30 protein-coding genes and 1 riboswitch are annotated in these 25,717 nt (G+C 70.7%); of the genes, 17 read left to right on the top strand and 13 right to left on the bottom strand.

Annotated features, from left to right (window positions below; translation table 11 throughout):
• Window positions 1-182 precede the first annotated feature (182 nt).
• The 5 genes from O7610_RS30510 to O7610_RS30490 all read right to left on the bottom strand — a co-directional run bounded on the left by O7610_RS30510 (window position 183) and on the right by O7610_RS30490 (window position 5,092).
• A complete protein-coding gene (locus O7610_RS30510; protein ID WP_281553749.1) occupies window positions 183-494 on the bottom strand; it encodes a TraR/DksA family transcriptional regulator in 312 nt (103 codons plus the stop codon).
• 457 nt (window positions 495-951) lie between these two features.
• Window positions 952-2,295 (bottom strand): M16 family metallopeptidase, encoded by a 1,344-nt coding sequence (locus tag O7610_RS30505; protein ID WP_281553748.1) that lies wholly within the window; start codon window positions 2,293-2,295, stop codon window positions 952-954.
• On the bottom strand, window positions 2,292-3,584 hold the full coding sequence (locus tag O7610_RS30500; RefSeq protein WP_281553747.1) for a M16 family metallopeptidase: 1,293 nt from the start codon (window positions 3,582-3,584) through the stop codon (window positions 2,292-2,294). Before O7610_RS30500 ends, O7610_RS30505 begins: the two co-directional genes overlap by 4 nt.
• A gap of 64 nt (window positions 3,585-3,648) precedes the next feature.
• On the bottom strand, window positions 3,649-3,882 hold the full coding sequence (locus O7610_RS30495) for a hypothetical protein (RefSeq protein WP_281553746.1): 234 nt from the start codon (window positions 3,880-3,882) through the stop codon (window positions 3,649-3,651).
• Between the two features lie 55 nt (window positions 3,883-3,937).
• Window positions 3,938-5,092 (bottom strand): alkaline phosphatase PhoX, encoded by a 1,155-nt coding sequence (locus O7610_RS30490; protein WP_281553745.1) that lies wholly within the window; start codon window positions 5,090-5,092, stop codon window positions 3,938-3,940.
• A gap of 350 nt (window positions 5,093-5,442) precedes the next feature.
• Here O7610_RS30490 and O7610_RS30485 point away from each other — a divergent pair, with 350 nt between their 5' ends.
• Window positions 5,443-6,528 (top strand): 3-deoxy-7-phosphoheptulonate synthase, encoded by a 1,086-nt coding sequence (locus O7610_RS30485; protein ID WP_281553744.1) that lies wholly within the window; start codon window positions 5,443-5,445, stop codon window positions 6,526-6,528.
• Between the two features lie 73 nt (window positions 6,529-6,601).
• Here O7610_RS30485 and O7610_RS30480 read toward each other — a convergent pair whose 3' ends face one another.
• Entirely contained in the window at window positions 6,602-6,892 is a 291-nt protein-coding gene (locus O7610_RS30480) for a GlsB/YeaQ/YmgE family stress response membrane protein (RefSeq protein ID WP_289212413.1), read from the bottom strand.
• A 141-nt stretch (window positions 6,893-7,033) separates the two neighbouring features.
• On the opposite strand from O7610_RS30480, the gene O7610_RS30475 reads away from it, so the two are divergent.
• Together O7610_RS30475 and O7610_RS30470 are read left to right on the top strand one after the other, a co-directional pair.
• A complete protein-coding gene (locus tag O7610_RS30475; RefSeq protein WP_278167595.1) occupies window positions 7,034-7,246 on the top strand; it encodes a hypothetical protein in 213 nt (70 codons plus the stop codon).
• Between the two features lie 6 nt (window positions 7,247-7,252).
• A complete protein-coding gene (locus O7610_RS30470) occupies window positions 7,253-7,456 on the top strand; it encodes a hypothetical protein (protein ID WP_123600344.1) in 204 nt (67 codons plus the stop codon).
• 54 nt (window positions 7,457-7,510) lie between these two features.
• On the opposite strand, the gene O7610_RS30465 is transcribed toward O7610_RS30470, so the two are convergent.
• Both O7610_RS30465 and O7610_RS30820 read right to left on the bottom strand, forming a co-directional pair.
• The gene (locus tag O7610_RS30465; protein WP_281553742.1) at window positions 7,511-7,840 is read right to left on the bottom strand and encodes an SRPBCC family protein; all 330 of its coding nucleotides are present in this window, start codon (window positions 7,838-7,840) and stop codon (window positions 7,511-7,513) included.
• Between the two features lie 3 nt (window positions 7,841-7,843).
• Window positions 7,844-8,200, bottom strand: a complete 357-nt coding sequence (locus O7610_RS30820; protein WP_348650100.1) for a DUF6158 family protein — start codon at window positions 8,198-8,200, stop codon at window positions 7,844-7,846.
• A gap of 152 nt (window positions 8,201-8,352) precedes the next feature.
• On the opposite strand from O7610_RS30820, the gene O7610_RS30455 reads away from it, so the two are divergent.
• Together O7610_RS30455 and O7610_RS30450 are read left to right on the top strand one after the other, a co-directional pair.
• A complete protein-coding gene (locus tag O7610_RS30455; protein WP_289212412.1) occupies window positions 8,353-8,823 on the top strand; it encodes a hypothetical protein in 471 nt (156 codons plus the stop codon).
• 25 nt (window positions 8,824-8,848) lie between these two features.
• Window positions 8,849-9,178, top strand: a complete 330-nt coding sequence (locus O7610_RS30450; RefSeq protein ID WP_281553740.1) for a DUF3817 domain-containing protein — start codon at window positions 8,849-8,851, stop codon at window positions 9,176-9,178.
• 125 nt (window positions 9,179-9,303) lie between these two features.
• Here the strand turns inward: O7610_RS30450 and O7610_RS30445 are convergent, their stop codons facing one another.
• A complete protein-coding gene (locus tag O7610_RS30445; RefSeq protein ID WP_281553739.1) occupies window positions 9,304-9,519 on the bottom strand; it encodes a DUF397 domain-containing protein in 216 nt (71 codons plus the stop codon).
• A 247-nt stretch (window positions 9,520-9,766) separates the two neighbouring features.
• Here O7610_RS30445 and O7610_RS30440 point away from each other — a divergent pair, with 247 nt between their 5' ends.
• Window positions 9,767-10,648, top strand: a complete 882-nt coding sequence (locus O7610_RS30440) for a helix-turn-helix domain-containing protein (RefSeq protein WP_281553738.1) — start codon at window positions 9,767-9,769, stop codon at window positions 10,646-10,648.
• Between the two features lie 47 nt (window positions 10,649-10,695).
• Here the strand turns inward: O7610_RS30440 and O7610_RS30435 are convergent, their stop codons facing one another.
• Complete coding sequence (locus O7610_RS30435) at window positions 10,696-11,130, bottom strand: DUF6232 family protein (protein WP_289212411.1); 435 nt, start codon at window positions 11,128-11,130, stop codon at window positions 10,696-10,698.
• Between the two features lie 569 nt (window positions 11,131-11,699).
• Window positions 11,700-11,837, top strand: a riboswitch (cyclic di-AMP (ydaO/yuaA leader).
• 10 nt (window positions 11,838-11,847) lie between these two features.
• On the opposite strand from O7610_RS30435, the gene O7610_RS30430 reads away from it, so the two are divergent.
• The gene (locus O7610_RS30430) at window positions 11,848-12,807 is read left to right on the top strand and encodes a C40 family peptidase (RefSeq protein WP_475054839.1); all 960 of its coding nucleotides are present in this window, start codon (window positions 11,848-11,850) and stop codon (window positions 12,805-12,807) included.
• Between the two features lie 124 nt (window positions 12,808-12,931).
• Here the strand turns inward: O7610_RS30430 and O7610_RS30425 are convergent, their stop codons facing one another.
• Window positions 12,932-13,924, bottom strand: a complete 993-nt coding sequence (locus tag O7610_RS30425; RefSeq protein ID WP_416553775.1) for a sigma-70 family RNA polymerase sigma factor — start codon at window positions 13,922-13,924, stop codon at window positions 12,932-12,934.
• Window positions 13,925-14,342: 418 nt separating this feature from the next.
• Complete coding sequence (locus tag O7610_RS30420; protein WP_281553736.1) at window positions 14,343-15,026, bottom strand: dTMP kinase; 684 nt, start codon at window positions 15,024-15,026, stop codon at window positions 14,343-14,345.
• A 274-nt stretch (window positions 15,027-15,300) separates the two neighbouring features.
• Between O7610_RS30420 and O7610_RS30415 the strand changes: the two genes are divergently transcribed.
• The 9 genes from O7610_RS30415 to O7610_RS30375 all read left to right on the top strand — a co-directional run bounded on the left by O7610_RS30415 (window position 15,301) and on the right by O7610_RS30375 (window position 23,677).
• A complete protein-coding gene (locus O7610_RS30415) occupies window positions 15,301-15,591 on the top strand; it encodes a hypothetical protein (protein WP_475053662.1) in 291 nt (96 codons plus the stop codon).
• A 29-nt stretch (window positions 15,592-15,620) separates the two neighbouring features.
• Window positions 15,621-16,310: a metallophosphoesterase family protein gene (locus tag O7610_RS30410; protein ID WP_281555481.1), complete on the top strand. Its 690-nt coding sequence runs from the start codon at window positions 15,621-15,623 to the stop codon at window positions 16,308-16,310.
• Between the two features lie 49 nt (window positions 16,311-16,359).
• Complete coding sequence (locus O7610_RS30405; RefSeq protein WP_199757467.1) at window positions 16,360-16,503, top strand: GPGG-motif small membrane protein; 144 nt, start codon at window positions 16,360-16,362, stop codon at window positions 16,501-16,503.
• Window positions 16,504-16,650: 147 nt separating this feature from the next.
• Window positions 16,651-17,109 carry a TspO/MBR family protein gene (locus O7610_RS30400; RefSeq protein ID WP_289212410.1) on the top strand — a complete coding sequence of 153 codons (459 nt, stop codon included), beginning with the start codon at window positions 16,651-16,653 and terminating at the stop codon, window positions 17,107-17,109.
• A gap of 163 nt (window positions 17,110-17,272) precedes the next feature.
• Window positions 17,273-18,619, top strand: a complete 1,347-nt coding sequence (locus O7610_RS30395) for an ABC transporter substrate-binding protein (RefSeq protein ID WP_289212409.1) — start codon at window positions 17,273-17,275, stop codon at window positions 18,617-18,619.
• Window positions 18,620-18,708: 89 nt separating this feature from the next.
• A complete protein-coding gene (locus O7610_RS30390) occupies window positions 18,709-19,773 on the top strand; it encodes a carbohydrate ABC transporter permease (protein WP_289212408.1) in 1,065 nt (354 codons plus the stop codon).
• A 5-nt stretch (window positions 19,774-19,778) separates the two neighbouring features.
• Complete coding sequence (locus O7610_RS30385) at window positions 19,779-20,747, top strand: carbohydrate ABC transporter permease (RefSeq protein WP_281553732.1); 969 nt, start codon at window positions 19,779-19,781, stop codon at window positions 20,745-20,747.
• A gap of 49 nt (window positions 20,748-20,796) precedes the next feature.
• The gene (locus O7610_RS30380) at window positions 20,797-21,864 is read left to right on the top strand and encodes a LacI family DNA-binding transcriptional regulator (protein ID WP_289212407.1); all 1,068 of its coding nucleotides are present in this window, start codon (window positions 20,797-20,799) and stop codon (window positions 21,862-21,864) included.
• A gap of 136 nt (window positions 21,865-22,000) precedes the next feature.
• Window positions 22,001-23,677 (top strand): glycoside hydrolase family 13 protein, encoded by a 1,677-nt coding sequence (locus tag O7610_RS30375; RefSeq protein WP_289212406.1) that lies wholly within the window; start codon window positions 22,001-22,003, stop codon window positions 23,675-23,677.
• Here the strand turns inward: O7610_RS30375 and O7610_RS30370 are convergent.
• On the bottom strand, window positions 23,646-25,049 hold the full coding sequence (locus O7610_RS30370; protein ID WP_289212405.1) for an MFS transporter: 1,404 nt from the start codon (window positions 25,047-25,049) through the stop codon (window positions 23,646-23,648). The two genes, O7610_RS30375 and O7610_RS30370, sit on opposite strands and share 32 nt — an antisense overlap.
• Before the next feature lie 101 nt (window positions 25,050-25,150).
• Here O7610_RS30370 and O7610_RS30365 point away from each other — a divergent pair, with 101 nt between their 5' ends.
• Window positions 25,151-25,717, top strand: coding sequence for a hypothetical protein (locus tag O7610_RS30365; protein WP_289212404.1), 567 nt, complete (start codon window positions 25,151-25,153; stop codon window positions 25,715-25,717).

Here is a 25,717-nt window from a genome sequence, read left to right as displayed (position 1 = left end):
CTTGCGGGGTGTCGGTGTAGGTCGCGTAGCGGATCATCACCGACGTGTGGAGCTGGGGCATCAGCGCTCGCCTCTCTGCGGCACATTGCGGACACCCGGGTACAACGGACGACACACCGCCGTGGGTTCGAATGTATTTGCCCGCCTACCGACCGCGAGGCGGTAGGCGGGCAAGGCGGCGGTCAGCGCGTGCAGGGCACGCAGTACCGGGCGTGCGGCAGAATCTCCAGCCGTTCCCGGAGAATTTCGCCGCCGCACCGGTCGCAGCGGCCGTAACGACCCTCGGCGATCCGGTTCAACGCCTCGACGGTCTGGTCGTAGCCGCGCCGGGCGGCGACGACCAGCGCGGCCCGGGTGTGCGCTTCACCCGGGTCGCCGGTGTCGGCGGTGAGCTCGGTCAGCTGGGCCCGGTGCGTGTCCAACTGGTCGGCCAGTTGCACCCGTACCTGTTCGATCCATTCGGTGCCGCGGGTGCCGTGCAGTTCGGTGCTCATCGGGTCTCCTCACAACAGAAAAGGGCCGAAGCTGATCCGCTTCGCCCCTGGTGGCCGTCGTCGTGATGGTGCGACGGCGCTCCGGAGGCGCCCGGCCGGTAGGGCGCGGCAGGCCCGGCCGACCAGCGACGCCGGACACGAGGACGCCCGGCGCGACGGCACTCGGCGCGAAGGTGCGCACGACGATCGGAGCCGTGACAGTCACGGCTCCGTCGCGCTGCGCAGGAGTGATCATCCGGCAACCGTAGGACACTACCGCAGGGAAGCCAACACGTTAACCGCCTAACCGGACATACCAGACAGGCGACGCGGACCTGGCGGCCCTGACGGGGCGGATCGAACCGCAGCGGCGCGTAGGGTTCCAGCGGACCGCACCCGCTCCGCACCCTGCGCCTGCTGCAACGCCGCTGAGCCCGACACCCCGGGCCCGGCGACGACACCCCTGGCCCGGTGCGGATCAGTCGGCGTCGTGCAGCTCCCCCAGGCCGGAGGCGGTCAGTTCGTCGCGGATCTTCGCCGCGTCACCCTCGACCACCAGGGTCAGCCCTTCGGCCTGCAGGTGGGTGGCGGCGGCGGCGGAGACCTGCTCGACCGTCGCCGACAGCAGCTCGTCGCGCAGCCGGGCGTGGTAGTCGTCGGGCAGCCCGTGCACGACCAGGGTCCCCAGTGCGCTGGCGATGGCCGGCGGGGTCTGCAGCTCGACCGAGAGCTGACCGGCCCGCCACGACCGGGCCACCGCCAGCTCCCCCTCGGTCACCCCGTCGGCCTGGGTACGGGACACCTCACCGACCGAGTCGATCAGGGCGGGCGCGGTGACCCCGGTCTGCACACTGGAGCTGACCGCGAAGCGCCCGAACCGGCGGGACATCCCGAAGTCCGACCTGATGCCGTACGTGTAGCCGCGTACCTCACGGATCAGGTGGTTGAGCCGCGACGTGAAGGCTCCACCGAGGACGGTGCTGGCCAGGGTCATCGGCACGTAGTCGGGGTGGGCCCGGTGCGGTGCCGGGTGGCCGAGCCGCAACGTGGACTGCACCGCGCCCGGCCGGTCGACCAGGATGATCCGCCGATGGTCCCGCAAGGTGACCGGCAACGGTGGTCCGGGCTGTGACGGCGAGCCGGTCGCCCCGGCGAAGGCGGCCACGCCGAGCGCGTCCAGGTCGATCAGGTCCAGATCGCCGGCGACCAGCAGGGTGCCGGGCCGGGTGAACCACGCACTGTGGAAGTCGACGACGTCCGCCACGGTCACCGCCGCCACCGATTCGGGGTCGCCGCTCATCGGCCGGCCGTGCCGCTGGTCGGCACCGAACAGGTCGGCGCGCAGCGCGGCTTCCGCCCGCGGCCCCGGGTTGGCCCAGTACATCCGCAGCGCGGTCGCCTCGTCGTCGCGGACCCGCTCGACATCGGACGGATCCAGCCGGGGGGTCCGGACCGCCTCGGTGAGCAGCTCGACGGCCGCGCCGAGCCGGTCGGTGCTGACCTGCACGCCCACCCGGAACGAGTCCCAGTCGACGGAGATCGACAACTCGGTGCCGAGACTTTCCAGGACCAGGGCGTACGCGGCCGAGTCCCGGGTCTCGGTGCCCTCTTCGAGTGCCTTGGCGAGAACTCCGGCCAGCCCTTCCCGGCCGACCGGTTCCCGGCTGGCACCGGCGTCCAGCAGCAGGGTCGCCACCGCCAGTCGGTGGCCGGGCAGGTGGGCGGCGACGATCTCGCCACCGGCCACGCTGCGCCGGACCACGTCCGGGAAACGGTACGGCCGGGCGGCGCCCGGTCCGGGACGCTGCGCGATGATCGTCACTGGTCGCCCTCCGGCAGGTAGCTGAGCTGGACCCGGTTGTCCGGCCGCAACAGGTGTGCGGCCTCGTCGTTGACCGCCTCGGCGGTGACCGCCAGCCAGCCCGGCAGCCGCTCCCCGGCGCGGGCCGGGTCGCCGAACTGGGTGGCGTAGCGGCCGAGGGTGTCGGCCCGGCCCTCGAAGCTGGCGACCTGACGCCACCAACCGGTGGTGAGCAGCGCCTTGGCCCGGTCGACCTCAGCCTCGGTGACGCCGTCGCGGGCCACCTCGTCGAGCACCTCGGACAGGCCGTCGGCGAGCCGCTCGGCGGTCACCGTCGGCTGGGCGGTCGCGGTGATGATCAGCGGCGCCGGCGCGTGCGCCAGGTCGACGCCGTACGCGCCCAGGTAGTCGGGCTGCGCGATCCGGGCACCGTCGGCCAGCCGTTGGTAGAGCCGGCTGCCCCGGCCACTGCCCAGCACTGTGCCGAGCACGGTCGCCGCGTCGTAGGCCGAGGTCCCGAACGGATGGGTGCGGTAGGTGAAGTAGTGCCGGGCTGCCGGCACGTCGGTGGTGACCGTCTCGGTGACCGGGCCGGCCAGCGGTGCCGGCGTACGCCCGTCCGGCGCCGGTGGGATGTCGGGCCGCGCGGCGATCCCGCCGAAGTACTTGTCGGCCAGGCTGAACACCTCGTCGGCGTCGGTGTCGCCGACCACGGTCAGCACCGCGTTGTTCGGCGCGTAGTACATCTCGTGGAACGCCTGGAAGGTGGCCAGGTCGGCGGCGTTCAGGTCGTCCATCGAGCCGATCGTGGCGTGGTGGTACGGGTGCCCCGGCGGGTAGAGCAGGGGCAGCAGCCGCAGCCAGGCGTCGCCGTACGGCACGTTGTCGTAGCGCTGCCGCCGCTCGTTCTTGACCACCTCGCGCTGGTTGTCCAACGTCTCCTGGGTCAGCGCCGGCACCAGGCCGCCCATCCGGTCGGCTTCCAGCCAGAGTGCGAGGGCCAGGTGCTCGGCGGGGACGGTCTCGAAGTAGTTGGTCCGGTCCGGGTTGGTGGTGGCGTTGAGCGAGCCACCCGCGCCCTGCACCAGCTTCATGTGCTCGGTCTTGGCGACGTTGACCGATCCCTCGAACATCAGGTGTTCGAAGAGGTGGGCGAATCCGGTCCGGCCGGCGGGCTCGTGACGCGAACCCACGTCGTACCAGAGATTGACCGCGACCACCGGTGCGCTGGGGTCAGGGCTGACGACGACCCGTAGGCCGTTGTCCAGCCGGGTGGTCTCGATCGGCCAGGGGTACCCGTTGGGCGACATGCGCCCGACGTTATCCGATCGGGGGCCCGGCCGGACGCACCGGGCCGGCCGGGTGCCGTCGGGGTCAGCCGGGCGGCTCGCTGCCCGGCTGCGGACGCGGCTGCTCGCGCCGGTCGGAGTCGTCCAGGATGGCGGCGGCCTGACGCACCGGGTCGTCGCTGCCGGCCGCCTCCTCCTCCGGCAGCAGGTGGCCGGCGCGCGATTCGATCCGCTCCGCTTCGGCTTCCGCCTGACCCGTGGTGGCGGCGCCCGGTGGTGGTGAGCCGGTGAACGGGTCGTCGTCGGTGTCAGTGTTCATGGACCGAGTGACTACCCGGGCGACGGCCGAGTCATGCATTCCGCCGCCGCGTAGGTCAGGAGCGGAACGGGCCGCGTACCTCGTAGGTGATGCCGCCGGAGGACGCACCCGAGGTGCCGCGCTGCGACGAGAAGTACAGCCGGCCGCCGTCAGGGGAGAACGCCGGACCGCAGATTTCCGACGACGACTGGCCGCTGATCCGCAGAAACGGCGCGATCCGCTCGTCCGGGGTGATCAGGCAGATCTCCATGTTGCCGCCGTCCTCGGCGACGTACAGGTCACCGCCCGGCGTACCGACGATGTTGTCGACGCCGGTCAGCGGCGGGGTGCCGGAGATCAGCGAGTCGTCGTAGGCCAGGTCGATCCGCTGGGCGACCGCGTCGTACGCCCAGACCCGGTTGTCGCCCTTGGTGGTGAACCAGCAGACGCCGTCGGCGTAGTGGCATCCTTCCCCGCCGTTGAACCGTTTCGCGCCGGATACCTGGAAGCGGGTGGCGATCGGGCCGCCGTCCGGGTCCGGCACCCGGGCCCAACTGACCGGCCCGCTGGTACCGCTGCCGGCCACCAGCACCTCGAGGGTGCCGGTGGACAGGTCGCCCCAGGTGTCCGGCCGGAACCGGTAGAAGCAGCCGTTGCTCTCGTCCTCGGTCAGGTAGATCACGCCGCGGACCGGATCGGCGGCGGCGGCCTCGTGACAGAACCGGCCCATCGCCGGGCGCCGCACCGCGCCGGTGCCGCCGAGCGGGTACGTCTCGTAGACGTACCCGCGGGCCACCTCCTCGCAGGAGAGCCAGGTGCCCCAGGGCATGGCGCCACCGGCGCAGTTGCGGTTGGTGTTCGCCAGGATCCGGTACGCCGAGACCACGTCGCCGGTGGAGTCGAACCGGATCGCCGAGGCACCGCCGGTACGGGAGATCTCCGAGTTGGAGACGTACACCCAGCCGGTCCCGGCGGTGAAGCAGGCACCACCGTCCGGTGCGTCGTGCCAGACGTACGAGGTGTCGCCGACCCGCTGGCGCGACCTGGCCACGACCCGGCTGGTGAAGCCGGCGGGTAGCGCGATGCCGTTGGCGTCGGGACTGCCGAGTGGCCCGTACGGGCTGGCGCCGGGTTGCGCCGGTGCGGCGAAGGCGCCGGTCCAGAGACTGCCGGAGAAGGCGGCGGCACCAGCGCCGACCACCGTGGCACGCAGTACGCTACGACGATCCATCTCGACCTCCATCGATACTTGTGGCAATCGATGAAGCTAGATGGCGCTGGTGGCCACGGATGTCGACCGGGGTTAACGGGTGGCGAGGACCGGCCGAAGTCCGGTGGTGCCGTCCGGCAGGGGTGCCGCTCAGCGGCCGATCCGGTACAGTGTGGGTCGTGACGCGCACGTATCGATGGTTTAGGCAGCCGGCCCTGGTGCCGGTGGCTCAGCCTTGACCTGACGTCACCCCACCAGAGCCGGCCAAGGGCAGCGGGCATCGAGCCCCTGCCCTTTCGTATGCCAACGAGCAGCCGGCTCGGCTGGGGGCGCCGGCTCCCCAGGGAGGCTGGCGGAAGGAAAGGCACCACATGAGCACCTCCATCGGCCGCGTCGCCGATCAGCGCATCGACCGGGTCGTCCCGCTCACCACTCCGGCCCTGCTGCACCACGAGCTGCCCCTCGACGACCAGCTCAGCGCGCGGGTGCTGGACGGCCGACGAGCCGTCGCCGGCGTGCTCGACGGACACGACGACCGGCTGCTGGTCGTGGTCGGCCCGTGTTCGGTGCACGACCCGGCCGCCGCCCTGGAGTACGCGCACCTACTTGCCGACGCCGCGCAACGGCACGCCGACGACCTGTTGATCGTGATGCGGGTGTACTTCGAGAAGCCCCGTTCCACGGTCGGCTGGAAGGGTCTGATCAACGACCCGGGCCTGGACGGATCCGGGGACGTCAACTCCGGGCTGCGGATCGCCCGTTCGCTGCTGCTCGAGGTGCTGCGGGCCGGGCTGCCGGTGGGCTGCGAGTTCCTCGATCCGATCACCCCGCAGTACATCGCCGACGCAGTGGCCTGGGGAGCGATCGGCGCCCGCACCGTGGAGAGCCAGGTGCACCGGCAGCTCTCCTCCGGGCTGTCCATGCCGATCGGCATGAAGAACCGCCCGGACGGCAGCGTCGCCACCGCAGTGGACGCCATCCGGGCCGCCGCCGTGCCGCACGTCTTCCCCGGCATCGACATGTCCGGGACGCCGGCGATCCTGCACACCCGCGGCAACGCCGACTGTCACCTGGTGTTACGCGGCGGTGCCGGTGAGCCCAACTACGACGCCGCGTCGGTGACTGCCGCGCTGGACCTGCTGCGGGCCGCCGGACTGCCGCAGCGGCTGATCATCGACGCCAGCCACGGCAACAGCGGCAAGGACCACCGCCGGCAGCCGTTGGTCGTCGAGGACGTCGCCGGGCAACTCGGCGCCGGGCAACGGGGCGTCGTCGGGGTGATGCTGGAGTCGTTCCTGGTGGCCGGCCGGCAGGATCTTGACCCGACCAGGGAACTGGTGCACGGACAGTCGATCACCGACGCCTGCCTGGGTTGGGACCAGACCGCCCAGGTCCTGGGGCGGCTGGCGACGGCGGTCGGGGACCGCCGGGCGGCGCTGGCCGCCGCGCAGCGGTAGCCGACAGCGCTCGCTGGTGACCATGCCCGGAGCCGGCGCGACGGCCGGCTCCGGGATCGGCAGGGGGCGAAGGTCAGCGGGTGGCTCGACGTGGGGCGTCGGTCGGCCGGTGGCCGGTCACCCGGGCGGCGATCCAGACGAAGAACACCGCCAGCGCGACCTGGATCGCGTGCCGCAGCCAGTCGATCCCGGCGGTCTCGCCGATACCCAGCCAGGCGGCGATCACACCGCCGAGCAGGGCGGCGGCGATTCCGACGCCGATGGTCAGCCAGACCGAGATGTTCTGCCGCCCGGGTAGCAGCAGACGTCCCAGAGCGCCGATGATCGCGCCGGCGACGAGCGCCCACAAGATGGTGCCGATCATGAGTCCACCTCCTGGCCCGAGCGTAGGTGCCCGGATCGGACCGGGAGGGCGGAACGCCGACGGTCGCCAGGATGAAACCGGCGATCCGGCTCGGTGCGTGGACCGTTGTTTGCCGTGCCGCGTGCGGGGTAGCAGGCGAGGGTGACCGATGAGACGTCCCGTGCCGAGCTGTACGCGCTGCTCGACGACATCTACCTCGGCAAGGAACGGGTGAGCCGCGCCGAGATCGCCCGTCGGGCGGTCGCCGCTGAGCTACCCGCTCACCTGCTGACCAGGATCAACGCCCTGCCAGAAGGCGAATACGCCCAGGACGAGGCGGAAGAGGTCCTGCATTCCTCCACGGAAGGCGCCTGATCACTGATGGACGAACACCAGAACCGACCAGCCGCCGCCCTCGGCCAGACCCCGGACGGCCAGCCGCCCGAGGACGACCCGGACTTCGCCGGCGAGCACGACGACACGGCGGTCTCCCACGACATCATCGAAGGCACCGACCGGGACCGGGAGCCGGAGACGCCTCGCGGCTGGTCCGGGATGGAGAAGCCCGGGTTCACCGCCGACTGAAAATCCACCCCGGCGGCCATCCGGCGTTGACGACCGGTCGTTGACGACCGGTCGTCAACCGGCGTTCAGGTTGTCGGTGACCGCCCGGACCAGGCTGGTCAACGTCTCGTCGGCGAGCCGGGTCAGCTGCTCGTGCGGCAGGTCGCAATCCAGCTCCAGGTGGAGCATGGCACCACCCGCCTGCACCGGGTACACCTGCACCACGGCAGCCCACGGGCCGCCCGCCGTAGACCACCGGGCCTGCAGGTGGTCGCCGTGGGCGGGTTCCGCCGACGCCTGACGCAGCGGCCCCGGAAGCCAGGCGGCCCGGCGGTCGGGGTCGGTCGCGGTGCCGAACGCCACCTCAGGGGGCGCGGAGACACCGCGTTCGGCGTACGCGGGCACGACTCACCTCCCGTGCCGCAACCGTGCGGCCTCGACCTCGCGGCCCGGGTGCCGGGTGAGGTACTCGGTCTCCAGGTCGGCGGTGCGGTGCAGGTGGTTGGCCAGCGCCGCGTCGGTACCGTGCCGCAGCGTGTCCAGCCGGGTCCGGTGCAGGCTGCCGATCTCACGGAGCAGTTCGTCGTCGGCCAGCTCCACCGGGTCGATCCCGGTTTCGTCGATCGTGTCGACCCAGGTCTGGGCACCCGGTCCGCCCGGTGCCGACCAGGGCCGGTCGGCACCGGGCGGATGGTCCGGCCGGGGTTCGAATGGCCGACCGGCCGCTGCCGGGGAGTAACTGCCGTACCGCGCTGAATCCGTCATCTCCGGCCTCCGGGGAGTCGACGAGGCATTACCGTCGTAGGGTTCCCCTGCTGGCCGGCGGCAAACACCGGGCACCCGGCTTGCCGGCGGTCACGCACCTGACTACGACGGCTCGTCGGAGAAGCCGACGGCCGGCCGGTACGCTTCCCTGCATGCGGCAGCTGTGGACCCCGGCGTGGATCCTGCGGCACCTGGTGGCGGTGGCGCTGGTGACGGGCTTCCTCGCGCTCGGCTGGTGGCAGATCAGCCGGGCCGCCGCCGGTAACACGCTGAGCTGGGCGTACGCGGTGGAATGGCCGGTTTTCGCGGCGTTCGTGGTGTTCATCTGGGTCCGCGAGGTGCGCCAGGCCCGCCGGGCCGCACCCGGCTCGAACGACGGGTCGCCGTCGCCGCACAGCCGGGCACCGCACAGCCGGGCACCGCACAGCCGGGCACCGCACAGCCGGGCACCGCGGCGGAGCGGGCACCGGGACGAGGCGTTCGGCCGACCGGTACGGGTCCGGTCCACCGCCGGCGCGACCGTTGCTCCCGGCCTGGAGGATCCGGACCTGGCCGCCTACAACGACTACCTGGCCTGGCTGAACGCGAACCCGCACGCCAGGGCTGGCGACTACCCGGGCTGACCGGAAGAGAGAAGGACGGACGACAGTGTCAGGCGCACTCACCCGGTACCGACTGATCGCGTACGTGGTCGGCGTGGTGCTGATCCTGCTGATGGTGGTCGGCATGCCGTTGAAGTACCTGTTCGACCAGGCCATCGTGGTCGAGACGGTCGGGCCGGCGCACGGGTTCCTCTACATGGTCTATCTGGTCGCCGCGTTCGACCTGGCCCGACGGGCCAACTGGTCACTCGGCCGGATCCTGGCGATCATGCTGGCCGGGACGGTGCCGTTCGTGTCGTTCTACGCCGAGCGGGTGGTCGTCCGTTGGGCGGGCGGGCAACCGCGTACCGAGCCGGACAAGGTGTTCTCCGGCTGACACCGGGCGGGCGGTGGCCGGCTGACAGCGCCCCGGGCCGGGCCGGCACCGGTCGGGCCGACCCGGCCGGGGCGTACGGCCGACGTTGCCGGCGGCCGTGGTACCGAGCCATGTGCGGCGTCGGATCAACCCGTGGTGTGGCCGCCGGAGCTGGTCGGTGCACCGGACAGCCCGGCGACGAATGCCGACCAGGCAGCGGCCGAGAATTCCAGGTGCACTCCGGGGTCGGTGGAGTTGCGCACCCCGACCGCCGGGCCGATCTCGGCTACCTCAACGCAGGTCGTCGCCTCGCAGCGGCGACTCTTACGCCACGCCGGACCGGCAGTGCTGGTCACAGTCACCCAGACTCCTTAATAAGGATAAATCAGTAAATTTGCCATCAGAGCACGCAGGCAATCGGGCGGACTGTACCAGTTCTCGATCTTGCTGACGCGACTGGGCGACACCGGGAAAGCCGGCGGAACCGCCGTCCGGACCATGCGGAGGGGCCGGCCGTCCTTAGCAGACCTGACGGCGGCGGTGTAGCGTGCAACAGGGTGGCAACCAGCCAGGTAGCACACTGCTAGGCACTCCCCCGGAGCGTTTCCCATGTCTGCCCGACACCAGGGCCCGACCATCGGGCGTCGCCGGCTGCGTGCGGCGCTACGCCGGGCACGCGAGGCCGCCGCGCTGACCCAGGACTACGTCGCCGCTCAAATGGACTGGTCGCTGTCGAAGCTGATCCGGATCGAGTCGGGGTCGGTCAGCATCTCGACCAACGACGTCAAGGCCCTGCTGGACCTGTACGGCGTACGCGACCAGCAGCAGGTGCAGGATCTCGTCGAGTTGGCCCGGGCGGCACGACGGCGCGCCTGGTGGAGCGGATACAAGGACCGGGTGCCGGCCGCCTACGCGGCCTACATCGGTCTGGAGGCGGAGGCGTCGGCACTGCGCTACTTCCAGCCGATCAGCTTCCCCGGCCTGCTGCAGACCGAGGAGTACGCCCGCGCGGTGATCCCGGCCGACGGCCCGCACCACGTACCGGCAGCCGAGATCGAAGGACGGGTGCAGATCCGACTGGCCCGCCAGCACGAGGTGCTGTTCGGCGCGGACCCGCCGCAGATCGAGGTGATCATCGACGAGGCGGCGCTGCGCCGGATGACCGGCGGCCCGCGGGTGCTGCGCGAGCAGCTCCAGCACGTGGCGAAGATGTCCGCGGCGCCCCACATCACGGTCCGGGTGCTGCCGTTCACCGCCGGGAGCAACACGGTGCTCGGTCCGTTCGTCATCCTGCACTTCGCCGACCAGGCCGACGCCGATGTGGTGTACGTGGAGAGCGCTCTGGTCGAGGAGGTCATCGACCGGGCCGACGAGGTCCGGCCGTACCAGCATGTGTTCGACCGGCTACGGGCGGAATCCCTGTCGCCGGCCGACTCGGTGGCGATGCTGCACGACCTCGCCCGTCGACTGGACGGGCCGGATGCGGGCTGACCGACGTTGACCAGCCCGCCGACGACCGCCACGGCGGCCGGGCCCGCTCACCGCTGGTCGGGCATCCACGGCTCGATGGTGACCGGCTCGGACAGACCGGCCAGCCGGGACATCTCCCGGGCCCGCATCAACGCCCGGCTCACCTGGCCGTACTGGCGTTCGTCGTCGGTGCTGAACAGCAGCACCAGCAGTCCCTGGTGGCGGCCCCATAGTTCGTACGCCCGCGGCCGCAACCGGTCGCCGAGCCAGGCGACCGCCACCGGCACGAACGCAGCCGCCAGCATGGCGAGGTAGGCACCCGCGCTGACCTCATCCAACCCGCGGGTGTAGCCGACGGTCACCGCGACCGCCGTCAGGGTCACGGCGGTCACCACGATCACCCGGCCGGTGAGACGGTCGCGGGCACCTCGTGCGGTCCGGAGTTCGGTGAGGTCGCGGACGGCGAACCGCCGGCCGGCCACGACGAACCATTCACCGGTCACGCAGATACCGGGCTGCCGGTAGAAGGCCCGTCCGACACTGGGGCCGGACGGGGCGGGTACCGGGGAACCGCGTCGGGGTGGGGTCTGGCGAGTAGCACGCATAGCTGCCTCCGAAGGGCTCGTGCGGCGCTGACCTTGCGGGTCCATTGTGCAAACAGCAAGCTACTCGATGGAAGGTAGTCATTCTGCCACCTAGCAGAATGACGTACGGCAGGCCGCTTCCTGGATGACGAATCAGACCTTCCATCCCCATTTATCCGTATAGCACAATGACAACAACCGCGTAGACCGACTAATGACGCATTATTCGCAGTTGATCAACCGCCCGCCAATGACGACGCACCGCAGTCGACCGATTACACGAAGGCAGGGAGATGTTGCCCAGAGCAGCCAGCCGTCACATCCAGTAACTGTCACCGGGCCCCAGTCAGTTCCATGCCGCGGATCACGATCGCAGCACTTTCCGGGTCGCAACCCTTGCGGCTAAGTTGGACCGGCTGGTCCGGTCGCCAGTCACCGGGAAGCGGTGATGCCGGTCCAGTGCCGCCGAATCGCCGTAGCGAGATTACCTGGCGTTACAGCCAGTGATTCCACGGTCGCGATCCGGGGACCCACCGGCACCTGGGGTGAATCCGCGGTCCACCGCGGTAGGGCGAACTTCCCGCCCGAATCCGTCAGCTAACCCGGTAGGCGGCCAGGAAGAAGGGTTCTGCGTTCTTGTCAACAGCGCGGATTCTGCTGCGCACCCTGATGCTGACCGGCGTAAGCCTCGGCCTGGTGGTACCGGCGACCGCCGCGACCGCCCAGCCGACGGTCAGCGAACTCACGCAGCAGATCGACAAGGAATCCGAAGAGCTGGCCAAGGTCGTCGAGTCGTACAACCGGCTCAGGGAGGAGGCCAAGGCCACCCGGACGGCGGCCGAGGACATCGACGCCAAGCTCGGCCCGCTGCAGGCCGAACTCGCGGCAGCGCAGACCGAGGTCGGTCAGATCGCGGTCAACGCGTACAAGACCGGCGGGTTGAGCACCGCGACCGCCCTGCTCGACGGCACCTCCGGCAGCTTCATCCACCGGCTCGGCACCCTGGACCACCTGGCCCGGGACCGGCAGCAGCGGCTCAGCGAGTTCACCAGCACCCAACTGACCTACCTGGCCGAGCAGGAGAAGCTGCAGGCAGCCCTGAAGAAGCAGGACGCCCAGGTCAAGGAGCTCGCCGACCGCAAGAAGAGCATCGAAGCGGACATCGACGAGCTGATGGACAAGCGGGAACGGGCGTACGGTGCCGCGAGCGAGACCGGCTCGTCGTACACCGGGACCGTACCGTCGGTGTCCGGTGCCGCCGGCTCGGTCGTCGAGTTCGCCTACGGAGCCATCGGCAAGCCGTACGTCTGGGCCGCCAGCGGCCCGAACGGCTACGACTGCTCAGGCCTGACGCTCGCCGCCTGGCGTACCGCCGGCAAGAGCCTGCCGCACAACGCGGCGATGCAGTGGGACGTGGTCGCGAAGATCAACCGTGGCGCACTGCAGCCCGGTGACCTGGTGTTCTACAACGGTCTCGCCCACGTCGGCCTGTACGTCGGCGGTGGACAGGTGATCCACGCTCCCACCTTCGGCCGCACCGTCGAGCTGGCCAGCGTGGACATGATGCCACCGTACGGCTACGGCCGGGTCCGCTGACCCGGTCGCTCGCCCCGACGAACTGCCGACGGCCCGGCATCCGCTAGCGCGGATGCCGGGCCGTCGGCAGTTCGTCGGTAGTCTGTCGGTTCGTCGGCGGGTCAGGTCGCCTGCGGTCAGTTCGTCAGGCGGCCTGCAGCCCTTCTGCCCGGGCCAGCTCCCGCAGCCGGCCCAGTGCCTGGATCTCCAGCTGACGGATGCGCTCCCGGGACAGCGAGAAGCGCGACGCGACCTCGGTCAGCGAGTGCTCCCGCCCGTCCTCCAGGCCGTACCGGGCCCGCATGATGCCGGCGGACCGGTCGTCCAGGTGGTTGAGCAGACCCTCGATCCGCTGCCGCTCCAGCCCGGTCAGCACGATGTCCTCCGGCGACGGGGCGTCGCTGTCGGCCACCAGGTCGCCCAGGTTGGTGTCGCCGTCGTCGCCGACCGGGGTGTCCAACGACACCGTGTCCTGCGACCACCGCACCAGCTCGTGCACCCGTTCGACCGGCACGCCGAGCGAGGCGGCGATCTGCTCCGGCTCGGGGTCCGAACCGAGCTCGCGGGTCAACTGGCGGGCGACGTTGCGCATCCGGTTGACGTCCTCGACAAGGTGCACCGGAAGCCGTACGGTCCGCTCCTGCTGGGCGATCGCCCGGCTGATGGCCTGCCGGATCCACCAGGTCGCGTAGGTGGAGAACTTGAAACCACGCTCGTAGTCGAACTTCTCCACCGCGCGGACCAGACCGGTGTTGCCCTCCTGGATCAGGTCCAGCATCGGCATCCCGGACCGGACGTAGCGGCGGGCGATCGACACCACCAGACGCAGGTTGGCCCGGATGAACAGGTCCTTCGCCCGCTCGCCCTCGACGACCAGCCGCTCCAACTCCTCGCGGCTCACCCCGGCCCGCGGCACACCCTGCTCCAGCAGGTGTTCCGCGTACAGGCCGGCCTCGATCGCCTTGGAGAGGTCGACTTCCCGGGCCGCGTCGAGAAGCGGCGTGCGGGAGATCTCATGCAGGTAGACGCCAACGAGGTCCCGCTCCTCGGCGACCTCGTCGGTCCGCAAAGCCATCGTCTTCTCCACGTTGCTCACGGTCCCCTCGTTAACCCCACGTCGTGCCCTGTCACCTGCGATGCGCATCTCCATCAGCCTCTCCCCCGTCACGTCTGCCTCCGATCCGGCGAACCTGATGTGGCAGGCCCCGCCGTATGGCGCCGACACCTACACAACAGATGAGACGCGTCAGGGATTCCGTCTCGTGAGTCGAAGCTGACACGATTGCCTGAATAATTGCTGTGAACGGGATTGGCGTTTCCTGCCAGGCTCCTCGATCGCCGCGCCGCGTCGGGCCGGCCGACGGCCCGATTCATTGAGGTCGGCGGGGTGTGGCAGGCTTCCAGCACACCACGACACCTGGCAAGGCGCAGCGATTCCCGTCACTACCCCTCCTGCGATCCTCGTCACTGCCCGCCGGCCGGTTGGTCCTGGCCAGGAGTACGGCCCGAGCGGGTTGCACGGTTCATCACCGCCCGGGCAGGCACCGACGATCGGGTCACGACGCGCGCGAATCGTCCTGATCCGGCCACCACGACGCGCCGGCCGGCCGCCCGTCGGTCAGCCGCCCGTCGGTCAGCCGCTGCCGGATCTTTGCAGCGACCTGGGCGGCCGGGCCCCGGGCGTCGATCACCACGAACCCGGCGGCCTCCGGCAGCGACCCGTAGGCCGCCGCGCTGGTCGCCAGGAACTCCAGCGACTCGTGGTCGGTGCCCCGAGCGTCGATCCGACGGGCCGCTTCGGCGGGCGGCAGCCAGAGCAGGAACGTCACGTCCGGTCGGGGAAACACCCGGTACGCCAGCCGGGCGAGCCGTTCCCAGCGGCCGGCGCCGTGGGTGCGGATGCTGGCGTACTGGCATACCGCGTACCGGTCCATCACCGCGATCACTCGACGCGAGCCGAGCACCGACCGGGCGATCGCGAGCCAGCGCAGCAACGCCTCCAGGAACATCAGCCCGCCACGGCCGACCATCCGCCGGGCATCCGGGCGGCCGATCCGGACCGCGAACCGGTCGAGCCAGCGTCGACCGCCGGCGTTGCGCCAGTACCGGGCGGGCCGGCCGGCGGCGGTCAGCGCCTCGGCCAGCAGGTGCGCCTGAGTGGTCTTGCCGACCCCGTCGATGCCCACCAACGCGATCCGTCGCAGCCCGTCCGGCGGCGACCAGGCCGGATCGGCGTCCACTGTGCTCCCTGCGGGGTCCGGTGGCGGGCATGGCGGCACGGCTGACGACGTGGACTGTACGGGCGACAGCGGGCGAGACGCGGGCCGGGACGGTGATGGTGGTGACGGTGGCGCATGGGTCACTGTGACGAGCACCTTCCCAACGGTAGCGAGCACGTGCACGTCGTCACCCCGCTCGCCCACTGCCACGCGCCGCGCCGCGCCCGCACGCACGAACCGGCCGGGAACGGGTATGCCACCGACGTGCACCCGACGACAGCCAGGAGGTGGGGCAATGACCCGGACATCGGGGCAGTCGATGCGACAGACCGGGCCGGACCGGCTGGACGGCTACACCGAGGCGGCGGTGCAGCGGATGCTCAGCGAGCACGCCGACATCGCCGAGCAGGGGGTGGGTGTCTCCCGCCGGGACCACAGCCTGGCGCTGTGCGGCGAGGTCGAGAGCGCCCACCGGCGGGCGGAGATCGTCCGGCTGGTGGCCGAGCGCTTTCCCGGCGTACGCCTGATCGTCGACATCGTCGTCAGTCGGACCACCGCGCCCACCGAGGCGGAGGAGTTGTCGTGATCCGCGTCGCGGCTGTCGGAGACGTGCACATGGACAGCGACGTGCTGGGCCGGTTCCGGCCGGCGTTGGCGCAGCTCGGCGACCGGGCCGACGTCCTACTGCTGGCCGGCGACCTGACCCGCCACGGAACGGAGTCGCAGGCGCGGTGCGTGGCCGACGAGTTCGGGGATCTGCCGGTCCCGGTGGTGGCGGTGCTGGGCAATCACGACCACCACTGTGACCAGGTGCCGCAGCTGGTCGGGATACTCAACGACGCGGGGGTCACGGTGCTTGACGGCGACGGCGTGGTGGTGGACTGCCCCGGCGGCCGGCTCGGGGTGGCCGGGGTCAAGGGGTTCGGCGGCGGGTTCGCCGGGCGGTGCGCCAGCCGGTTCGGTGAGCCGGAGATGAAGGCGTTCGTCGCCACCACGGCGGACGCCGCCGACCGGCTAGGGGCGGCGCTGGTCGACCTGGACTGCGATGTACGGGTGGCGTTGACCCACTATTCGCCGGTGCCGGAGACGCTCACCGGCGAGCCGCCCGAGATCTACCCGTTCCTCGGCTCCTACCTGCTGGCCGAGGCGATTGACGCGGCACCGACCGACCTGGCGGTGCACGGTCACGCCCATTTCGGCACGGAGCGGGGCACTACACCCGGAGGGGTACAGGTCCGTAACGTCGCCCATCCGGTGATCAAACAGGCGTACAGCGTGTATTCGCTCGCCGGGTCGGTCCCTTGACCAGACCGGTGAAGGTTTCCGTCGCCGGTCGCAAGGGTATTCAGCGGCCATGGAGCTACTTCTCTGGATTCTCGCAGTCGTCCTGGTCGTCGCCGGCGTTCTCGCGCTGTTCCGTCGGCAACTGCTCTGGGGCATCGTACTGATCGTCGTCGGGCTGCTCGTCGGTCCCGGCGGCGTGAGCCTGTTCGCTTGACGGTGCCGGGCGAACCCCCGGCTCCTTCGACCGACATCGACCTGACCACATCGACCCCGAGCCTGCCGGGGCCGCCGGAACCGGCCCGGTCCTCCCCACCGTGGACCGGCGCCGGCGGCCCCGGCCTGATCTGTTCCTGGAGTCGCGATGCGCTCGTGGTGGGGTTTCCCGGTGTTCCTCGGCCTGGTGGCGGCGGCCGCAGCGGTCGGGGCGTTCGCCGCCCGCGACGCCGGTTCCCGTTACGCCGAACTGGTCCAGCCGTCCTGGGCACCGCCGTCCTGGCTGTTCAGCCCGGTTTGGACCATCCTGTACGTGCTGATCGCCGTCGCCGGATTCACCGTCTGGCGGCGCGCCGGCGTCGGCCTGGCGATCGCCAGTTGGCTGGCCCAACTGGTGCTCAACGCCGCCTGGACACCGCTGTTCTTCGCCGCCGGCCGGTACGGTCTGGCGTTCGCTGAGATCGTGCTCCTCTGGCTGCTCGTCGGTGGCACCGTGGTGCTGTTCTGGCGGGTGTGGCGACCAGCCGCCCTGCTGATGGTCCCGTACTGGGGCTGGGTCACCTTCGCCGCCGCGCTGAACCTGTCCATCTGGCAGCTCAACAGCTGAGTAGCGGGTCAAGGTTTCCGAATCGTTACTGGCTCGTAGCTGGTCAGGACTGGACGCGCTTCCATTGCAAGCGCTTACATATGAAGACGCCCAGACAGCAACCGACCGGCGCAGCCAGACCGCAGGGACGCGGGGCCCGCCGGCTAGGAAGGGAGAACGCTCCATGGCGGTCTTCACCAGACCACGCCAGGCCTTCGCGCTCGCCAGCGTGCTCGGGCTGGCCCTCGCCTCGACGGCGTGTGTTTCCGACAGCGGCACCAGCGCGGACCCGGATTCCGAGGAATGCGCCCCATACAGTGACTACCAGGGCAACGACGGCACCGAGGTGACGATCTACGCCTCGATCCGTGACGCCGAGGCGGACCTGCTCGAGCAGTCCTGGAGCGAGTTCGTCGACTGCACCGGCATCGACATCCGCTACGAGGGCAGTGGCGAGTTCGAAGCCCAGCTGCAGGTGCGGGTGGACGGCGGCAACCCGCCGGACATCGCCTTCATCCCGCAGCCCGGCCTGCTCGGGCGGTTCGCCGAGGCCGGCCAGCTGCAGGCCGCCTCCGACGAGACCAAGGCGATGGCCGAGGCCAACTACAGCGAGGACTGGCTGGCGTACGGCACGGTCGACGGCACCTTCTACGGCGCCCCGCTCGGCTCCAACGTCAAGTCCTTCGTCTGGTACTCGCCCAGCATGTTCGCCGACAACGGCTGGACCGTGCCGGAGACCTGGGACGAGCTGATCGCGCTCAGCGACGAGGTCGCCACCACCGGCACCAAGCCGTGGTGCGTCGGGGTCGAGTCCGGTGACGCCACCGGCTGGCCGGCCACCGACTGGATCGAGGACATCATGCTCCGGACCCAGACGCCGGAGGTCTACGACCAGTGGACCACCCACGACATCCCGTTCAACGACCCGCGGGTCGCCGAGGCCGTCGACCAGGCCGGCTCGATCCTCAAGAACGAGGAGTACGTCAACGGCGGCTTCGGTGGCGTGGACAGCATCACCGCGACCTCGTTCCAGGATGCCGGCACCCCGATCCTCGACGGTGACTGCGCGCTGCACCGGCAGGCCAGCTTCTACGCCAACCAGTGGCCGGAGGGCACCGAGGTGGCCGAGGACGGCGAAGTCTTCGCGTTCTACTTCCCGACCAACGACCCGAGCGCCGGCCAGCCGGTCCTCGGCGGTGGCGAGTTCACCGTGGCCTTCGCCGACCGGCCCGAGGTCCAGGCGGTGCAGACCTACCTGGCCTCGCCGGAGTACGCCAACAGCCGGGCCTCGCTCGGCAACTGGGTGTCGGCCAACAGCGGGCTGGACATCGCCAACGTGGAGAACCCGATCGACCGGCTCTCCGTGGAGATCCTGCAGGACGAGAACACCACGTTCCGCTTCGACGGTTCGGACCTGATGCCGGCCGCGGTCGGCGCGGGCACCTTCTGGCGCGGCATGGTGGACTGGCTCAGCGGCCAGAGCACCGCCGAGACCCTCGACTACATCGAAGGCTCCTGGCCGACCAGCTGACACCACGCGGCCGGCCCACCCACGAGCACACCGGGGGTGGGCCGGCCGCGCCATAGCTGGCTCCGGTCGACGATCCGTTGGGAGGGCGGATGTACTTCGACTTCGCTGAGCAGTACCCGAAGCTGTTGATGCTGCTGTACGGCCTGATCGCGTTTGTGGTGATCGTCGGCGGCATGCTGCTGTTGCTCGACGCGGTGCCGAGCTGGTTCGCCCGCCGACGGGAGCAGCGGCTGATCGCGGCCAGCGCCGGCGGTGGTGGCGGATCGATGCCGATCGGCCGACCCCGGCGCGGCGGCGAAGGCCTGTTCGGCCTGTTCTTTCTGCTGCCGGCCCTGCTGCTACTCGGCATCGGGCTGGTCATTCCGGCCCTGCGCACCACCGTCCTGTCGTTCATGGACGGACGCAGCGAGAACTGGGTCGGCCTGGAGAACTACCGCTGGATGTTCTCCCAGGACGAGATCATCCAGGTGCTGACCAACACCCTGATCTGGGTGATCCTGGTGCCGACGGTGGCGACCGCGATCGGCCTGCTCTACGCGATCATGGTGGACAAGGCCCGGTTCGAGGCGCTGGCCAAGTCGCTGGTCTTCATGCCGATGGCGATCTCCTTCGTCGGCGCCAGCATCATCTGGCGGTTCGTCTACGCGTACCGGGGCGGCGAACAGGAGCAGTACGGCCTGCTCAACTACCTGGTCACCCTGTTCGGCTTCGAGCCGCAGCGCTGGCTGCAGCTCAACGCCCCGCTGAACACGCTGCTGCTGATCGTGGTGATGATCTGGATCCAGGCCGGGTTCGCGATGGTGGTGCTCTCCGCCGCGATCAAGGCGATCCCGGCCGACATCATCGAAGCCGCCCGCCTAGACGGGGTGAACGCCTGGCAGATGTTCTGGCGGGTCACCATGCCGAGCATCCGCCCGGCGCTGATCGTCGTGGTGGTGACCATCTCGATCGCCACCCTGAAGGTCTTCGACATCGTCCGGACGATGACCAACGGCAACTACGACACCGGTGTGATCGCCAACGAGATGTACAACCAGGCGTTCCGTTACGGCCAGAACGGCTACGGCTCGGCCCTGGCGGTGTTCCTGTTCGTGCTGGTCATCCCGATCGTCATCTACCAGATCCGTAACCTGCGCAAGCAGCGGGAGGTGTGACACCCGTGACCACCACCACGCCCCCCGTGGCCGCTCCGGCCAGCAGCGGGGAGGAACGGCCCCGTACCCGGGTCGGCCGGGTCCGCAAGCGGCTCAACACCCCGACGGCGACGATCGTCGCGATCGTCATCGCGGTGATCTGGACCATTCCGACCTTCGGTCTGTTCGTCTCCTCGTTCCGACCGGCTGAGGAGATCCGGACCACCGGTTGGTGGACCTTCTTCACCAACCCGCAGGTCACCCTGCAGAACTACCAGGACGTACTGTTCGGCCGGTCCTCGTCGTCCGGGCAGTTGTCCAGCTACTTCATCAACTCACTGGTGATCACCATCCCGTCGGTGCTGTTCCCGCTGGCCTTCGCGGCACTGGCCGCGTATGCGCTGGCCTGGATCAACTTCCGCGGCCGGGACCTGATCTACATCTGCATCTTCGCGCTTCAGATCGTGCCGCTGCAGATGGCGCTGGTGCCGTTGCTGCGGTTCTTCTCGCAGGGCACCACCATCGGCGGCGTCACCATCACCCCACCCTGGGGGCTGGACAGCTACGAACGCTATGTCCAGGTCTGGTTCGCGCACACCTGCTTCGCCCTGCCGCTGGGGGTGTTCCTGCTGCACAACTTCGTGTCGCAGCTGCCCAAGGACCTGATGGAGGCGGCCCGGGTCGACGGGGCCAGCCACCCGAAGATATTCCGGACCATCGTGCTGCCGCTGATCGCCCCGGCGCTGGCCGCGTTCGGCATCTTCCAGTTCCTCTGGGTCTGGAACGACCTGCTCGTCGCGTTGATCTTCGCGGGTGGTGAGAGTCGGGTGGCGCCACTGACGGTACGGCTGGCCGAACTCGCCGGCACCCGAGGTGACCAGTGGCAACGCCTGACGTCCGGTGCCTTCGTCTCGATCATCGTGCCGTTGATCGTCTTCCTCTCCCTGCAGCGGTATTTCGTCCGAGGGCTGCTGGCCGGCAGCGTCAAGGGCTGACCAAGGGCTGACGCCGCCCGCGACCGCGCGGATGGCGAGGTGATGATCCATGACCAGAATCGACGACGTCGCCCGGCTGGCCGGGGTCTCCACCGCGACCGTCTCGCGGGCCCTGCGGGGCCTGCCGACGGTCACCGAGGCGACCCGGCTGCGGGTCCTCGACGCCGCCGCGCAACTCGGGTACATCGCCTCGCCCAGCGCATCGCGGCTGGCCGGCGGCAAGACCCGCGCCGTCGCCGTCGTGGTGCCCCGGATCACCCGCTGGTTCTTCAGCACCGTCGTCGAAGCCGCCGAGAACACGCTGCAGGAAGCCGGCTACGACCTGCTGCTGTACAACCTCGGCGGGCGGGAGAACGCCCGGCAGCGGATGATGCTGCACACCGCCAGCCTGCGCCACCGGGTGGACGCGTTGATGCTGGTCGCCACCCCGCTGCACCGGTCCGACTTCGCCGCCATCTCCGCGTTGGGCATGCCGGGGGTGACGGTCAGCTCCGGCACCGGCGTACCCGGCTGGCCCAGCATCCGGATCGACGACGTGGCCGCCGCCCGGACCGCCACCGGCCACCTGATCGGGCTCGGGCACCGGCGGATCGCCCACATCTCCGGCAACTCCGGCGAAGAACTGGCCTTCACCGCCCACCTGGACCGTCGCCGCGGCTACCGGGAGGCGCTGGTCGCGGCCGGCCTCACCCCGGACCCGGCGCTGGACGTGGAGGGCGACTTCACCATCGCCGGCGGCGGGCTGGCCACTACCGAACTGCTGCGCCGCGGCCCGGTGCCGACCGCGATCTTCGCCGCCTGCGACGAGATGGCGCTCGGCGCCATCGCCGTACTGCGGCAGGCCGGACTGCGGGTGCCGGCCGACGTCAGCGTGATCGGCATCGACGACCACGACGTGGCCCGGGTGGTCGGGCTGACCACCGTCGCCCAACCCGCCGCCGAGCAGGGCCGACTGGCCGCCGGCACGCTGCTCGGCCCACTGGCCGCCGGAACGCTGCCCGGCCCGCTCGCAGCCGGCCCACTTGCCGGCACCGCCGCCGCGCCGACCGACGCGGTGATCCTGCCCACCCGGCTGGTGGTCCGCGAGTCGACCGCGCCACCCAGGGAAACGGGGTGACCGCCACCCCGGGAAACCGGGTGACCACACCGGCGGACCTGGTAGACCCACGTACGAGGCACCGGTCGACCCGCTGACAGGAGCGTTCCTGGCAGCGGGGAAGCCCGCCAACCGAGCTGAGCTGAGGAGCACACTGGTGAACACGCCATCGACCCGTACCCGTGACGGTGCCGGCACCGAATGGTGGCGGGAGGCGGTCATCTACCAGATCTACCCGCGGTCGTTCGCCGACTCCGACGGCGACGGCATCGGTGACCTGCCCGGCGTCGTCGCCCGACTGGACGACCTCGTCGCCCTCGGCGTCGACGCGATCTGGCTGTCACCGTTCTACCCGTCGCCGCAGGCCGACGCCGGCTACGACGTGGCCGACTACCGCGACGTCGACCCGATCTTCGGCCGGCTGGCCGACGCCGACCGCCTGATCGCCGAGGCCCACGACCGGGGGCTGCGGGTGATCGTCGACCTGGTGCCGAATCACACGTCGTCGGCGCACCCCTGGTTCGTCGAGGCGCTCGGCGCCGAGCCGGGCAGCCCGGCCCGGGACCGGTACATCTTCCGCGACGGCCGCGGCCCACATGGGGACCAGCCGCCGAACAGCTGGCGGTCCGTCTTCGGCGGCCCGGCCTGGACCAGGACCGACAACCCGGACGGTACGCCGGGCCAGTGGTATCTGCACCTGTTCGACGCCGGCCAGCCCGACCTCAACTGGGACTCGACGCAGGTCCGCGACGAGTTCGTGGCCATCCTGCGGTTCTGGCTGGACCGGGGCGTCGACGGCTTCCGGGTCGACGTGGCGCACGGCCTGGTCAAACAGGCCGACCTGGCCGACTGGCACTACCCGGAGGAAACCACCTCCGGCAATCACGTCGACCAGCCCCGGCCGCCGATGTGGGACCAGGACGGCGTACACGAGATCTACCGGCAGTGGCGGTCGGTGCTGGACGCGCACCCCGGTCAGCAGATCCTGGTCGCCGAGGCGTGGGTGCAGCCGGCGGAGCGGCTCGCCGCGTACGTCCGGCCGGACGAGATGCACCAGGCGTTCAACTTCGAGTACCTGGAGGCGGCGTGGACCTCCGAGGCGCAGCGTACGGTGATCGAACGGTCGTTGGCCGCCACCGAGGCCGTCGGCGCGCCCACCACCTGGGTGTTGTCCAACCATGACGTGCTGCGCCACGCCACCCGGCTGGCGCTGCCGATCGGCGCGGCCCGGCCGCGCGGCATCGGCGCGAACGACCCGCAGCCGGACACCGCGCTGGGGCTGCGCCGGGCCCGCGCCGCCACCCTGATGATGCTGGCGCTGCCCGGCTCGGCCTACCTCTACCAGGGTGAGGAGCTGGGTCTGCCGGAGCACACCACGCTGCCGGACGAGGTCCGGCAGGACCCGACCTGGCGGCGCACCGACCACACCGAGCGGGGTCGGGACGGCTGCCGGGTGCCGATCCCGTGGGAGGCCGACAGCCCGTCGTACGGGTTCGGGCCGACCGACGCCAGCTGGCTGCCGCAGCCACCGGTGTGGGCCGAGTACGCCCTCGACCGGCAGCACGACGTGCCGGGGTCGACCTACGAGCTGTACCGGACGGCGCTGCGGCTGCGCCGCGAGCTGGGGCTCGGCGCCGGCCGGCTGCGGTGGCTGGAGTCGCCGGAGGACGTGCTCGCCTGCTGCGTCGACGAGGTGACCGTGGTGACGAACTTCGGTGTCGAGCCGGTGTCGCTGCCGCCGGGCACCGAGCCGCTGATCGCCAGCGGTCCGCTGACCGGCAGCGGCCGGGTGCCGACCGACGTCACCGTCTGGGCCCGGCAGCGCGTTCGCTGAGCAGGGTGTGCACGTCGGCGATGTCGCCCGGCGCCGACCGGGACGCCAGCCAGTACATGATCCCGGTCGGGATGAAGAACAGCTGGAACACGGCCAGGCCGACGGCGTAGTTCAACGGCGGCGGGACGACACCGCCGACGGCCCGCAGGGCGACCGGCAGCAACGCGTTGCCGGTCGCCCGCCCCACCCCGTTGACCAGGTTGCCGAGGCTGTAGACGGTGCCCCGGTGCTCCGGCGGGTTGACGTCGGCGATCAACGCGAACCAGTTCGGCGAGTTCGCCGACGTCAACGCCAGGGCGAGCAGCGCGGTGAGGAAGCTCAGCCCGATCGTCGGCTCGGTGAACACCCCGCCCAGCACGGCGGCGGTCACCGCACCGGCACCCGCGCCGTCCGGCACGTCGATGCGCATCGGGACGAAGAACAACACCAGGTAGAACGGCACCGCGGCGAGGATGCCGACCGCCGCGACCAGGGCCCGACCCCGGGGGGTACGCCGTTGCAGCCGGTCGCCGACCAGCCCACCGACGATCGACAGCGCGCCGCCGAGTTGGAACAACGTGGCGAAGACGCTGCCGACGATGATCGCCGTACCGGCGGTGTAGCCCTGCTCCTCGGCGCGGGCCCGGAACAGCGCCGGCAGCCAGACCAGCGAGCCGAACGCCACCTGGGCGGTGAGCCCTTGCGCCACCAGCCAGACGTTGGTCCGCCGCCGGGCGATCGTCGGCAGGTCGGCCCGGCTGATCCGGTGCTCGTACTCACCACCGGCGGCGAACCGGCCGGCCAGCTCCGGCTGGCTCTGCCCGCGCCGCACGTCGACGGTGAACAGGTACGCGACCGTGGCGACCAGCCCGGCGGCGGCGAGCACCAGGAACGGCCGCCGCCAGTCGGCGTGCCCGAGCAGCCCGCCGAGCAGGGTGCCGGCCAGCGTGCCGACGCCCTGCGACAGCCCCCAGAAACTCATCACCAGGCCCCGCCGGCCGGGGGTGATCAGGTCGCTGACCACGGAGAAGCCGACCGAGGCGACCGCGCCGAGGCCGACGGCGGCGACGAGCTGCGCGGCGAAGAACACCGGGTAGCTGCCGGCGAGGGCGGTACCGGCCGCGCCGAGCCCCCAGATCACCGTACCGGCCATCAGCAGCGGTTTACGGTCGCCGTGGTCGCCGACGTACGCCCAGCCGACCGCGGCGATCGCGCTGACCAGGAACGTCGCGGCGGTGACCGCGCCGATCGCCCCCTCCGGTACGGCGTACGTGTCGGCGATGCTGCCGTACAGCGGCGGGACCAGGCCGATCGCCACGTTGTCCAGCGAGGCGAGCACGATGAACACGACGACGCTGTAGACGCGGTGCACCCGCCCGCCGGTCAGCGACATGCCGATGAGTATGAGTCAGCGCGCCGTCGATCGGTGCGCGGGCCACCGTCAGCAGAGCAGAATGTCCAGCACGCTTGGCCCAGCCTGATAGGCTTCTCTGCGTGGGTCAGCACTCCGAGGACGATCTGCGTGCGTTGGTCGCGACCTACGAGGCGACCAGGTCGGCCGCTCTGACCTCACGAGACGAGCAGTTGCGGGCGTTCCACGCGGCCGGCTGGCGGCCGGTGGACCTGCAGCGGGTAACCGGATACAGCCGGGAGACGATCCGCCAGGCCCTGCGACCGGAGGTCCGGCAGGCGGCCAACCGCAGCCGACGCAAGACCGCACCGCAGCCGCCAGCGGACTACCGCCCCTACGGGGACCGCAAGCCCTACATCGTGGCCGACAACCTCACCGCGCTGACCGGCCCGACCGCAGGCGTGGTCACCCTTCCCCGGCATATGGACTGGTCCGGCAACGCGGAGTACGACCTGAGCCGGCCCGCTCGCCTCGCCAGTATGTACAAGGTAGTGCTCGCCGAGGCCGCCACGGTCGACGACCTGAACACCTGGATCAACGCCGACCTGCTCCGGCGGCTGTGGCCCACGCTATGGCTGCCGCCCCAACTGCGGCGACTCTGGGAGGAGACCTTCCCCGAACTTGTCGCCATCGACACGAACGCCGCATAG

Source organism: Solwaraspora sp. WMMA2065, assembly GCF_030345075.1.
GTDB lineage: Bacteria > Actinomycetota > Actinomycetes > Mycobacteriales > Micromonosporaceae > Micromonospora_E.
Note: the sequence above shows the minus strand (reverse complement) of the source record. Positions and strands in the feature narration are given on the sequence as shown.